General features: G+C 65.4%; 9 protein-coding genes. 3 read left to right on the top strand and 6 right to left on the bottom strand.

What is annotated here, in order from left to right:
- Positions 1-7 precede the first annotated feature (7 nt).
- Positions 8-1177 carry an efflux RND transporter periplasmic adaptor subunit gene (locus tag ACLEJU_RS15820; RefSeq protein WP_435422702.1) on the bottom strand — a complete coding sequence of 390 codons (1170 nt, stop codon included), beginning with the start codon at positions 1175-1177 and terminating at the stop codon, positions 8-10.
- A 208-nt stretch (positions 1178-1385) separates the two neighbouring features.
- Here ACLEJU_RS15820 and ACLEJU_RS15825 point away from each other — a divergent pair, with 208 nt between their 5' ends.
- Together ACLEJU_RS15825 and ACLEJU_RS15830 are read left to right on the top strand one after the other, a co-directional pair.
- The gene (locus tag ACLEJU_RS15825; protein WP_110638964.1) at positions 1386-2087 is read left to right on the top strand and encodes a response regulator transcription factor; all 702 of its coding nucleotides are present in this window, start codon (positions 1386-1388) and stop codon (positions 2085-2087) included.
- Between the two features lie 6 nt (positions 2088-2093).
- A complete protein-coding gene (locus ACLEJU_RS15830) occupies positions 2094-3392 on the top strand; it encodes an ATP-binding protein (protein WP_435422703.1) in 1299 nt (432 codons plus the stop codon).
- Here the strand turns inward: ACLEJU_RS15830 and ACLEJU_RS15835 are convergent.
- From ACLEJU_RS15835 to wecB, 5 genes are all read right to left on the bottom strand, one after another.
- Entirely contained in the window at positions 3367-4458 is a 1092-nt protein-coding gene (locus ACLEJU_RS15835; RefSeq protein ID WP_435422704.1) for a diguanylate cyclase domain-containing protein, read from the bottom strand. The genes ACLEJU_RS15830 and ACLEJU_RS15835 overlap by 26 nt on opposite strands.
- Positions 4459-4615: 157 nt before the next feature.
- Positions 4616-5455 carry a DUF4434 family protein gene (locus ACLEJU_RS15840; RefSeq protein WP_435422705.1) on the bottom strand — a complete coding sequence of 280 codons (840 nt, stop codon included), beginning with the start codon at positions 5453-5455 and terminating at the stop codon, positions 4616-4618.
- A complete protein-coding gene (locus ACLEJU_RS15845) occupies positions 5455-8457 on the bottom strand; it encodes a phage receptor (RefSeq protein ID WP_435422706.1) in 3003 nt (1000 codons plus the stop codon). Before ACLEJU_RS15845 ends, ACLEJU_RS15840 begins: the two co-directional genes overlap by 1 nt.
- Positions 8454-10628 carry a cyclic di-3',5'-guanylate-activated glycosyltransferase NfrB gene (nfrB, locus tag ACLEJU_RS15850; protein ID WP_435422707.1) on the bottom strand — a complete coding sequence of 725 codons (2175 nt, stop codon included), beginning with the start codon at positions 10626-10628 and terminating at the stop codon, positions 8454-8456. Before nfrB ends, ACLEJU_RS15845 begins: the two co-directional genes overlap by 4 nt.
- Complete coding sequence (wecB, locus tag ACLEJU_RS15855) at positions 10625-11779, bottom strand: non-hydrolyzing UDP-N-acetylglucosamine 2-epimerase (RefSeq protein ID WP_435422708.1); 1155 nt, start codon at positions 11777-11779, stop codon at positions 10625-10627. Before wecB ends, nfrB begins: the two co-directional genes overlap by 4 nt.
- Positions 11780-12051: 272 nt before the next feature.
- Between wecB and ACLEJU_RS15860 the strand changes: the two genes are divergently transcribed.
- Positions 12052-12483, top strand: coding sequence for a PACE efflux transporter (locus ACLEJU_RS15860; RefSeq protein WP_435422709.1), 432 nt, complete (start codon positions 12052-12054; stop codon positions 12481-12483).
- The last annotated feature ends 67 nt before the right edge of the window (positions 12484-12550 follow it).

The raw sequence follows: 12550 nt of genomic DNA on the forward strand, positions 1-12550 counted from the left end.
CAGGCCCTCACTGGCCGGTGTGCTGGACGATGGACTGGGCGCCGGGGTCGACCTGGACCTGGTCGCCCGCCTTGACGTGCTGCAGGCCTTCGACCACCACCCGCTCGCCGGGCGCCAGGCCATCGGTGACCCGCCAGCGATCACCCTGGGCGTTGCCCAGCACCACCTGGCGTTCGTTGATGCGCGACTGGGCGTCGACCACCAGCACCTTCGGCACCCCGGCGCTGTCACGCAGGATGGCGCGCTGCGGCACGCTCAGGCCCTTGGGCTGCACCGCCTGCTCCAGGCGCACGCGCACGTAGCTGCCCGGCAGCAGGTCGAGGTCCGGGTTGGGGAATTCGCTGCGCAGGGTAATCTGGTTGGTGCTTGGGTCGACACTGATGTCGGAGAACAGCAGCTTGCCCGGCAGCGGGTAGGCGCTGCCATCGTCCTGGATCAGGGTGGCCCGGGCCTGGCCATCGCCAGCCTGCTGCAGTTCACCCGCGCGCAAGGCACGGCGCAGGGCGGTGAGCTCGCGGGTCGACTGGGTGACGTCGGCATGGATCGGGTCCAGCTGCTGGATGGTCGCCAGCGGCGTGGTCTCGTTCTGGCCGACCAGGGCGCCTTCGGTGACCAGGGCGCGACCGATGCGCCCGGAGATCGGCGCGGTGACCGTGGCGTAGCCCAGGTTCAGGCGGGCGCGCTCCAGCGCCGCCTTGGCCTCGGCAACCGCCGCGTCGGCCTGGAGGAAGGCGGCGCGGGCGTTGTCGTACTCCTGGCGGCTGACCGCCTTGTCGTCGACCAGTTGACGGTAGCGCTTCTCTTGCAGGCGCGCCTGGTACAGCGTGGCCTCGGCCTTGGCCAGGGTCGCTCGGGCGCTGTCGTGGTCGGCCTTGAACGGCGCCGGGTCGATGAGGAACAGCACATCGCCCTGTTTGACGTCGCTGCCTTCGCGGTACACCCGCTTGAGCACCACGCCCGCGACGCGCGCACGCACTTCTGCCGTGCGCGGGGCGAGGATGCGCCCGCTCAGCTCGGTGCTGATGGCCAAGGGCTGAAGTTGCAGGGTTTCGACCCGGACCTGGGGAACGGGTTGTTTTTCTTCCTGCTCGGCCGCGTCGTCGCAACCGGCCAGGGGCAGGGCAAGCAGCGCCACGAGCGCCAGGGGGCGCAGGCGCGGGGGGAGGGTAATAGGCATGCGGATCTTCCGATGATGACCGTGCCTATCCTAAGGCAACCGTTCCTCGGGCGGCTGTTAACACCTGTAGGACCTGTGTGAAAAAGTGTTAAGAACAGTCCTACCGGTTTGTAGGTTTCTATATTCTCCATGAACCTGTGCCGGCCTCTTCGCGGGTTTACTCGCGAAGAGGCCGGTGAAGCTTTCCTCAAATCTATTTCCTTCTCATATGCCCAACATTCTCCTGGTCGAAGATGACAGTGCGCTGTCCGAGCTGATCGCCAGCTACCTGCAACGCAACGATTTCCATGTCCGGGTGATTGCCCGTGGCGACCACGTGCTGGACGCCTTCCGGCAAGACCACCCCGACCTGGTGATTCTCGACCTGATGCTCCCCGGCATCGATGGCCTGCAGCTGTGCCGCCTGTTGCGCCAGGAGTCACAAAGCCTGCCGATCCTGATGCTGACCGCCCGCGACGACAGCCACGACCAGGTGCTGGGCCTGGAGATGGGCGCCGATGACTACGTGACCAAACCTTGCGAGCCACGGGTATTGCTGGCCCGCGTGCGTACCTTGCTGCGCCGCAGCAGCGTCAACGAACCGCGCCTGGACAACCACCAGATCCTCATCGGTGGTCTGCGCATCGACCTTGCCGAGCGGCTGGTCAGCTGGCGCGGCGAGGAAGTGGAACTGTCCAGCGGCGAATACAACCTGCTGGTGGTGCTGGCGCGCAATGCCGGTGTGGTGCTCAGCCGTGACCGCATCCTCCAGCAACTGCGCGGCATCGAGTTCAACGGTACCGACCGCTCGGTGGACGTGGCCATTTCCAAGCTGCGCCGCAAGTTCGACGACAGTGCCGGCGAGGCGCGCAAGATCAAGACCGTGTGGGGCAAGGGTTACCTGTTCAGCCGTGTCGAGTGGGAGTGCTGACCCGCCATGCTGAAGATCCTGGTGCGCCTGTATCTGGTGATCATCGTCGCTTACGCCGGGGCGCTGCTGTTGATCCCGGACACCATTGTCGGCCTGTTCCACGACCGCTTCATGGCCTACAACCTGGACCAGGCCAAGGGCGTGCAGTCGCTGATCGTCCGCCAGTTCCGCCAGGCGCCGCAGGCGCAATGGCCAGCAGTGGAGGAGGACCTGGCCAGGGCCTTCGCGCCCCTGGAGGTCAAACTGCTGCGCAGCGAAAAGGCCGGCCTGAGCCCGCAGGAACAGGCGCGCCTGGAGCATGGGCTGTACGCGGTGCGCATCGGTGACTGGGGCTATTACCAGACCGTGATGGCACCGCTGGACAAGGACTGGCTGGTCAGCCTGCATTCACCGCCAGACCCACTGGACATCAACGTGTTGTCCTGGGGCGTGACCGTGCTGATCGGCGCGGCGATGCTCGGTTGCCTGCTGCTGTGGGTGTGGCCGCACTGGCGTGACCTGGAGCGCCTGAAGGAAACAGCCCGGCGCCTGGGCCAGGGGCAGATGGCCGAGCGCACGCACATCTCGCCGCACTCGAACATCGGCGAACTGGCCGGGGTGTTCGACACCATGGCCAGCGACCTCGAACGCCATGTCAACCAGCAGCGCGAGCTGCTGAATGCGGTCTCCCACGAGCTGCGCACGCCGCTGACTCGGCTGGATTTCGGCCTGGTGCTGCTGTTCGACGAGGTGCCTGCTACCAGCCGCAAGCGTCTGCTGGAACTGGTCGGGCATGTGCGCGAGCTGGACGAGCTGGTGCTCGAACTGCTGTCGTACAGCCGCCTGTACAACGCCGACCAAGCGCGGGAACGCGTCGAAGTGTCGTTGCTGGAGCTGGTCGACAGCGTGCTCGGCGGGTTTGCCGAGGAACTCGATGCGCGGGGCATCCAGTGGGAAGTGCAGGCCGAGGACAACTTGCCCCGCTTCGTGCTGGACCCGCGGCTGACCGCCCGGGCCGTGCAGAACCTGGTGCGCAATGCCATGCGCTATTGCGATGAAAGCCTGTTGCTGAGGTTGCATCTGGAGGCGGACGGTGCCTGCCTGTTGACCGTGGAAGACGACGGCATCGGTATCCCGGCCGAGGAGCGTGAGCGGATATTCCAGCCGTTCTACCGCCTGGACCGCAGCCGTGACCGCAATACCGGTGGCTTTGGCCTGGGCCTGGCGATCAGCCGCCGGGCGATCGAAGGGCAGGGCGGGACCCTGACCGTGGCGCAGTCGGCGCTGGGTGGGGCGCAGTTCAGGATTCGGCTGCCAGCTGGCTAGTCCACATCACGAACTGATCCTTGCCGTTGTGCTTGGCCTGGTACAGAGCCTGGTCGGCGTGTACCAGCGCCATGCTCAGGCTCTCCCCGCTTTCGACCCGGGCCAGGCCGATGCTGATGGTCACGGGCGGTACGCCAAGGTCGTCGCGCACCCGCTGGCACAGGGCGTCGACCCGTTGTTCGGCCCCTTGCTGGTCCAACCCTTCGAAGAAGATCGCAAACTCCTCGCCCCCCAGGCGGGCGAACTCGTGGCCGGTCACGCCTGCTTTGATATGCAAGGCCACCCGCTTGAGTACTTCATCGCCAATGTCATGCCCGAAGCGGTCGTTGACCCGCTTGAAATTGTCGATGTCGATCATCGCCAGGTACTGCCCGGGCGTAGCCAGGCGCAGCTGGCGTTCGGCCTTGGCCATGAACGAGCGGCGGTTGGGGATGTCGGTCAGGGCATCGACGTAGGCCTGCTCCAGCAGCACCTTGGACAGGTAGAAGTTGTGCAGCTTGGCCTGGCGCATCTGCAGGTAGCTGTAGCTCACCAGGCCGCTGAGGAACACTGCGTAGCTGATGAGCATGGCGCCCTCGAGTTGATCGGCGTCGATACGGGTGTGGTAGAACGGGTTGAGCATCACCCAACTGATGACCATGGCGCAGAAGAACGACCAGCGCCGCACCGGCAGCACTGACACGGCATACAGCACGGTCGATACCCCGAGCACCAGCCAGACGGGGCGCAGGGGCTCGGGAATGCCATCGATCACCAGGCGCATGCCCAGGGTGATGACGCTGATGAACAGCAGGTTGAGCACGTCGAAATGGTGGCTGCGGCGGGTGAAGCGCAGCACCACGGTGAGGCAGCCGAGCAGGGCGATGAACAGGTAGGACAGCCAGGTGAAACCTTGGCCTCCGAGGAAGCTGACGATCAGGTCGAAGATCAGCCAGATCAGTGTGCTGATGCAGAACACCAGCATGCAGAACGGGCGCATGGATTCGAATTCGTGCTGGCGGAACTCGGCGCGCAGAGCGGCGGGGGCGACCTGCTTGCGCACGTGCTCTTCGATGGTCTTGAACATCGGCGGGCTCCTGGGAGTGCTGTGTGACCAGTGCCGGCCCTTTCGCGGGTAAACCCGCTCCCACAGGTACAGCGCAACACTCAAATGTTGTGAAGTCTTTGTGGGAGCGGGCTCATCGGGGCGCCGAACCGCCGCGAAGAGGCCGGTACAGGTTGACTCAATTCTGTGGCAGAACACCCTTGGCCCAAGGGCGATAGCGCAGCGCAAACACCGCTTCGGCATGGCACCCCGCACTCAGCTTCGGCTCCGCAGGCTCAGCCCGAAACGCCTGCCCCGGCGCACTCACCTGGCGAAACGCCTCGCGCACCACCCCCACCCGACACGGCAGCGCCTGTTCGTAACTCAGGCGCACCAGCGGCGGCAAGCGCCCGGTCCCGGCCCCGTCCTGCCACCACACAGTCAAGCCCAACCCGGCCAGTTGATCCAGCCAGGCACCATTGACCCGCGGTGCCAGTTTGCCTGCGCTGAACGCGCTGATGTGCAGCGGCTTGTCCAGCCGCCGCTTGAAGGCCTGCAACTGGCTGTACAACGCCTCGCGGCGACCGGCATCGCGAAAGTGCAGGTCGTCCAGTTCCATAGGCAGGTACCAGCCGGCGACGGGCAGTTGCCAGTCCTTGCGCACCTGCTGGTACTGGCCCAGCGAACGGCCCAATTGCGACTTCCAGTAATTGTTCAGGCCGTCACCGTCGAGTTCGTCGATGCGCTGGTAATAGGCCGGGTCCAGGTACAGGCCGAGTACCAGCTCCAGGCCTTGGGCGTGGGCCTCGCGCAGGCTGTTGGCCAGCCAGCCTTGGGCACCGCCGAAATCACTGTCGCCGTAGGCACTCCATTGCACGATCAGGGTCTTGCCGCCTTGCGCCTTGGTGGCGCGCCACAGTTGCTGCCACTGCACCGGGGCCACGGCGGCATCGCGGTTGAGTGGCTGGTAGAACAGGCGCTGGTCGGCCAAGGCCGGCAGGCACAGGGCGAGCATGCAGATTGCCAGGAGCGTACGCATCAGAAGGTCATCTCCGCGCCAACCAGCACGCCATTGGCGCTCTTGTAGAGGTTGCCACCCAGCGACTGCTGGTACTCGGCACGCACTTTCAGCGAGCCGCGGTAGGCGTTGTAGCGGTCGTCATCGAACCACCACTGCCAGCGCACACCGACCCCGGCACGGGCGTCCTGGCGCCAGTCGTTGCTCGGGTCCTGGCTGGAGAACTCGAAGAAGCCATAAGGCATGAGCGTTTGTGGCGAGTTACCGGGCAGCTTCCAGGCATGGCCCTGCTGGTAGCGCGACAGCCAGGCGTGGTCGCCGGCGCGGGTCCACCAGGCGGCATCGAGGTAGAGGAAACGTTCGTTCCAGTCGTCTTCGTCGACCCGCCAGTCGTTGCGCCAGTCGCCCTGGTCGAGGAACGAGGCGGTGGCGCGCAGCAGCAGGTCGTTGCTCGATTCGGCATGGTGGCGCAAGTCGCCCCAGTTGCTGCCGACCTTGGCCGGGCTCAGCAGCTCGCCAAGGCTCAGGCCGCTGTAATGGTCGTTGTCGATCTGCCGCTGGTGGTACAACTCGGCGTACAGGTTGAGGTTGGCCTGGCCGAGCGGCTTGTAGCGCAGGCCGACGCCGGTGCCCATGCTTTGCGCGTAGTCGGTGCGGCTCTGCCCACCGAACAGCACACGGCCGTAGACCGACAGGGTGCTGCCGTTGCGGCTGGGTTCTTCGCCCAGGGCGTGGTCCCACATGGCCAGTTGCACGTTCTGCGATTGCGCGCGCCGCGAGGTGCCGCTGCGCTCGCCGTTGTCGAGGAACTTGTCGTTGGTCGAGGTGCCAGCGGGTGACCAGGTGCTGGCCAGGGTAATGGTGTCGCGGCGTGACAGGGTTTCATGGGCGCGGCGCTGGCGGTACTTGCGGGCCTCGAGGCTGCCGTATTCGTCGTCGCCATCGACCAGGTTCTCTTCCACGTCGATCACCCGGCGCAGCTCGCGGCGAGCGGCGGCGCTGTTCTCGGCTTCGTCGTAGCGCAGGGCGAGGGTCTCGCCCAGGCGATAGTCCTCGGGGAAATCGTGGGTGGCGCGTTCCAGATAAGGGATCGACTGCTGTCGCTGGGCCTTGTCCTGCGAGCCGGCCAGGCGCATGCCGTAGTCGGCGCGATAGCGCGGCTGATTGGGCTCAAGGCGCACGGCTTCGGCCAGCCAGGCGGTGCTCTGCGCACTGTCGCCGGCCAATTGCGCCGTACTGGCAGCGGCGTAGTAATGGTCGGCACGCGGGTTGTGCGCCAGGGCCTGGCGCTGGAAGCCCAGCGCCGCGTGCAGGTCGCCCTGACGTTGGGCGATGGCGGCACCCAGTGCCCAGTCATCGGCGCTGTTATGCGCGGCGGCGTCCCAGAAGCGTCGGGCGGCGTCGGCATCGCCGGCATTCAAGGCGCCACGGGCGGCGGTCAGGCGGGCGTTGTCGTTCCAGGCGCTGGCCGGCAGGTTGCGCCAGATCGGCATGGCTGCTTCGGAGTCACCTGCGGCTTCCAGCGCATAGGCCAGGGGTAGGCGGTTGCCGCTGTCGCCCAGGCGCTCGGCAGCTTGGTAATACACCACCGCTTCGCCGGGTTGATCGGGCATGGCACAGCGGCCCAGGGCCCGGTACTGGCCGGCTTCGGTCGGGTTCGCCGGAATAGCCCGGCGCACCGCGTCGCACTGGCCGTTTTCAGCCAGGCGGCCGAGCAGCTGGGCGCGGGTACTGGCGTCGACTCTGGGGATAAGCCCGAGCATGCGCTGGCTGTTGAGCGGGCCATCGTTGCGCGCATAGATGTTACCCAGGCGCTGCAGCAGGGAGGGTGTCAGGCGCCCCTGGCGACGGTCATAGGCCTGCTCCAGCAGGGTGCGGGCGCGTTCGCTCTGGCCTTGTTGCAGCAACAGGTAGGTTGCTTGCTCAAGCGCAGCCAGGTCACCGCTCTGCCGGTAGCGTTTTTCCCACTCGGTGGCTGTACGGGGTTGTGGCGGCTGCACCGGGTCGCCATACAGCCGCTGCTTGAGCACCGCATAAGCGCGCGGGTCTGCGCTGGCCGGGCAGTCCTTGAATTGTTCGCGGGCAACGTCCGGATCGCGGCGTGACAACCAGTCGACGGTCTCCAGGCAAGGGCGCTGCAGCTCGTTGCTCAGCTGCCGTACCAGCGGCGCGTCATCCCCTTCACGGGCCAGCTCCCACAGCTGCTGGCGTTGCTCAGGTTGCTGCAACTGTTCGGTGGGCAATTTTTCCAGCCAGCGCTGCGCCAGTTGGTTGTGGCCGACGGCGATAGCCCGATTGGCCATGGTCAGGCGCGTCTGGTTGGCGACTTCGGGAGAGGGGGCGCTTTGCAGCAGCTTTTCCAGGCCCTTTTCATCGACCTGCTGGACATAGGCGTTGGCCAGGCGCTGCCAGTCTTCTGGCGGCAGTTGCCCTTTGTCGGCCAAAGGCTGCAGTTGCTCGATGGTTTCCTTCCAGTTGCGCAGTTGCTCGGCGAAGTTGGCCCGGGCCAGGCGCAGCACCTGGCCATCGTCCCGTGGCGGCAGCTGGTTGAGCCACTCCAGGGCTTTGCCGGCACCGCCGAACTTGGCCAGGCTCAGGCTGTAGGCCTGCCACAGGCGTACCCGCTGGGTGCCATCGGCGTTGGCCAGCCAGCCTTCCACCTGGCTGGCCGCTGGCGGGTCCTGCTCGATCCAGGTCAGGCGCAGCTCCAGCAGGGCGTTGGCGTATTCGGGGCCATCGCCAAACTGCTCGGCCATGGCCTCGGCTTCCTTGTAGCGGCGCTGGTGGGCCAGGGCTTCGACCAGCAGCGTACGGGCTTCGTCGTTGTTCGGCACGCGGCTGAGTACATGGCGGGTCAGGCGTTCGACTTCGGCCCAGTTGTCTTTCTTCGCTTCGCGGTAACTGCGCTCCATGAACGGATAACTGGTGAATCGTTGGAACTCGGTCATCGGTGCTGCCTGGGTCGCCAGCGCAGTGGAGCAAAGCAGCAAGCCGGAAAGGGTGAGGGACAGACGCGGCTTCATGCCACCTCCCGGGTCAGATCAAAGGCAGCCTGCTGTTCGCTGGCCTGTTCGGCGAGGGCCTGCTGCAGCACCTCTTCGGTAATGATGCCGCGGGCGATCAGGTGCTCGCCGAGGCTCTGCTGTTCGGAGTCGAAATCGATCAGTGCCTGGTTGAACAGGGTGACCGGGACCATGCCGCGCACCTGCAGCAGGGCGCCAAGCATCACCTGGTGATGGCTCACCCGTTCGATCAGGTCGGCATCATCCTGATGCCGCTCCAGCACGGTGAGCATGTCGTGGGTTTCGGGCTTCTGCCAGGGGCTCGGGTAGTGATAGCGCAGGCCCAGGGTGACCCGGCCCTGGGGTGCCAGGCGGCAGCTGACCGGGCGTTTCAGCTGGCGGCTGATCACCCCCAGCGACACCTGGCTGACCGGGCTTTCGCTGGCCAGTATCAGGGTGTTGCCGTCTTCGGCGACCGGCAGCACGCCATAGTGCGTGGCCAGCCGGCGTGGCAACTGGGCAATCAGCTGCGGGTCGAGCTTGAACGGGTTGAGCGGTGCCCAAGGCAGATCGAGCTGTTCGGCCAGCGTCTGTACCAGCTGCTCGCTGGTCAGCCAGCCCCGCAGCAGCAGTTCGCGGCCCAGGCGCCGGCGCACCGGGCTGGTGATCGCCTGTTGCAGCTGTTCCTCGGTGATGTAGCCTTTTTCCACCAGGCGATGGCCCAGTGGCGTGCGCGCCGGCGAGGCGAGGGCAGGGAATTCGTGGGTGGTCTTGTCCCACGCCACCCGCCGCGAATCGCCCATCTCCATGACCTGGCGCAGGGCGCGCAGGTTGGCGAAGAAGTTGACGAAGTTGCTCCACATCATCCGTGGCGCCGACAGCAGGCCTTCGAAGATGCCGTAGTAGCGCGTGACGAACCAACCGCGCTGGAACAGGCGGTTGACCAGCATCAGGCCGTTGAGCCAGAGCAGGGTGGTAAGCAGCTGGCTGTCACTGAGGATCGACATGAAGCGCCAGGAATCCGGGGCGATCACGGTTACCAGCCACATGGCCAGCAGCACCAGCAGCAACAGGTTGACCAGGAAGCTCAGCAGGTAGGCGAACAGGCCCCGACGGTCGCGCCAGAGGAAGTAGTTGAGCGCGCCGGTTCGGCTCCAGCCGAGGTTGCTGGTGCCCTGGAAGACGATGCCGACGATCCACCGCGACTTCTGCCGGATGGCGTGCTGCCAGTCGCGCGGGAAGTGCTCGCGCACGCAGATCACCTGGGAGAACTCGCGGCTCATGCCCGGCCGCCATTCGTGCTTGAGGGCCAGCGCCGGGTCGGTGATGGAGTAGCGGGCGAAGATGCACTTCATGCCTTTCTGCTTCAGGCGAAAGCCGATGTCGTAGTCTTCGGTCAGGCTCTGCACGTCGAAGGCGATGCCATCGCCGTCTTCGAGTAGGGCGCTGATGGCGCGGCGGCTGAAGCAGGTACCGACGCCGGCGCTGGGTACCTGGCCGGTCAGCGCTTCGCGCACGATCACGTCCTTGCCGTGGTTCTCGGCGAACTCGTCGACGTAGTGCCCGGCGGTGAAACCCTTCCATTCCGGCGCGTAGGGGTACACCGGGATCTGGATCATGTCCTTGTTCGGCAACAGGTAGTTGAACAGGCGCAGTTCCATGGGCGAGATCACGTCTTCGGCGTCATGCAGGATGAAGCCGGCGAACTCGATGCGGGCATCGTCCTGGAAGCGCAGGATGGCGTCGATGATGTTGTTCAGGCAGTCGGCCTTGCTGGTGGGGCCGGGGCGTGCGCAAACCACCTTGTGCACGTTCGGGTAGTGCAGGCACACGGCGTCGACGTCGGCCTGGGTCTGCGGGTCGTTGGGGTAGGTGCCGACGAAGATCTGGTAGTTCTCGTAGTCGATGGTCGAGGCCGCCAGGCGCGCCATTTCGCCGACCACGCCCACCTCGTTCCAGGCCGGGACCATGATTGCCAGGGGCTTTTCCGGCACTTCGAACAGGCGTTTCTCGTCGGCTTTTTCGTACTTGTCGTAGATGCGAAAACGGCGGATCAGCTTGCGGCCCCAGTAGCACAGGTCGATGAACAAATCGTCGAGGCCGAGCAGGAACATCAGCGAGGCGAGGATGATCGCCAGGACTTTGAGGCCGAACAGCACATAGGTGAGGAAGTCGATAAAGGCCAGGCTCATGCGTCATCTCGCGGGTTGGCCGTTTCTGCAAACCAGCGCGTCAGGCGCTCGGCGATGCGCTCGCTGGCGTGGCCGTCACCAAACGGGGTATAGACCCGCGCCATGCGTGCGTAGGCCACCGGGTCGTCGAGCAGCTGGCGGGTTTCCTCGACGATGCGTTCGGTCAGCGTGCCGACCAGCTTGACCGTGCCGCCCTTGAGCACGGCAGGGCGCTCGGTGACCTTGCGCAGCACCAGCACCGGCTTGCCGAGTGCCGGGGCCTCTTCCTGCACGCCGCCGGAGTCGGTGAGGATGATCTGGGCGCGGTTCATCAGCCAGACGAAGTGCGGGTAGTCCTGCGGGGCGATCAGGTGGATGTTGCTGCGGTTCGACAGCACGCCATACACGGCCTTCTGCACTTGTGGGTTGAGGTGCACGGGGTAGACGAATTGCACGTCGGGGTAACGTTCGGCCAGTTGCGCCAGGGCCAGGCAAATGCGCTCGAAGCCGGGGCCGAAGTTCTCCCGGCGGTGGCCGGTGATCAGCACCATGCGCTGCTCGGGGCGCAGCACGCTCAACGGCGAGTCGGCGGCCGGCTGCCATTGCCGTTCGGCCAGGTGGTCGCGCATCCACAGCAGGGCATCGATGACGGTGTTGCCGGTGACTTCGATGTGCTCAGGAGGCACGCCTTCGCGGATCAGGTTGGCGTCCGAGTCGCGGGTCGGGGTGAAGTGCAGGTCGGCGAGCACCCCGGTCAGGCGCCGGTTGGCTTCTTCGGGCCAGGGTTGCTGCAGGTTGCCGGTGCGCAGGCCGGCTTCGACATGGCCGATGGGGATGTGCCGCTGGAAGGCCGCGAGGCTGGCGATGAAGCTGGTGGTGGTGTCGCCATGGACCAGCACGATGTCGGGCTTGACCTGCTCGTAGGCCTGGTCGAGTTTGTCCAGCAGGTCGCGGGCCAGGCCGTTCAGGGTCTGGTTCTGGGTCATCACCTTGAGGTCCTGGTCGACGCTCAGGCCAAAGGCGGTCAGCACCTGCTCGAGCATCTCGCGGTGCTGGCCGGTGGAGCAGATATGCAGGTCGACCTCGGGCCAGCTGCGCAGCACGCGGGCCAGCGGGGCCATCTTGATCGCTTCGGGTCGGGTGCCGAACACCATCATGACGCTATACGCCATCGTCTTGTTCCTCGTTCATTTCCCTGGACGAAGGGGTAGGACATGTCGCCGCTTGCAAGTGATAGATACAAGCAGTCGCATGCAGGGTTGTCCAATGCGTGATCGGGGGAAGCCGTGTCGAGCAAGGAGGGGCCGGACGCCAGGGGAAGGGGGTTGCGGAAACGATAAAGCTTAGTAATTTCTGATTGAACGGTCAGTCAATAAAGTATTTCAGGCTTTTTCTTGCTGGCTTGATCTTGTAATTTTGTAGGTCGTTTCTTAGGGAGCTGAACATGCAAGGCAAGGCACGCAAGATCGTCCAGGCCATTCTCTACGAAGCCATCGCTGTGGCTTGCGTGGCGCCGGCGCTGGAGCTGGCGTTCGGCGCCGGGATGGCGGAGTCGACGGTGCTGTCGGTGCTGATGTCGGGCATCGCCATGAGCTGGAACATGGCCTACAACTGGGCCTTCGAGCGCTGGGAGGCTCGCCAGCGCAAGCGCGAGCGCACGTTGCTGCGCCGGGGCCTGCATGCGCTGGGCTTCGAGGGCGGGCTGGTGCTGATCCTGCTGCCGCTGGTGGCGTACTGGCTGGATGTCAGCCTGTGGGCGGCGTTGCTCACCAACCTGGCCTTGTTCGTGTTCTTCTTCGTCTATGCCTTCGTGTTCCAGTGGGGCTTCGACAAGGTGTTCGACGTGCCGCTGTCGGCGCAACAAGCAAAGTGTTGACTTGGCCAGGGCGGGCGGGATAACGTCCTACCCATGAACACCTTCCTGCACGTGAACGCCATTATTA

The sequence above is a fragment of the Pseudomonas sp. SMN11 genome (assembly GCF_052041945.1).
In the GTDB taxonomy this organism is placed as follows: Bacteria; Pseudomonadota; Gammaproteobacteria; order Pseudomonadales; family Pseudomonadaceae; genus Aquipseudomonas.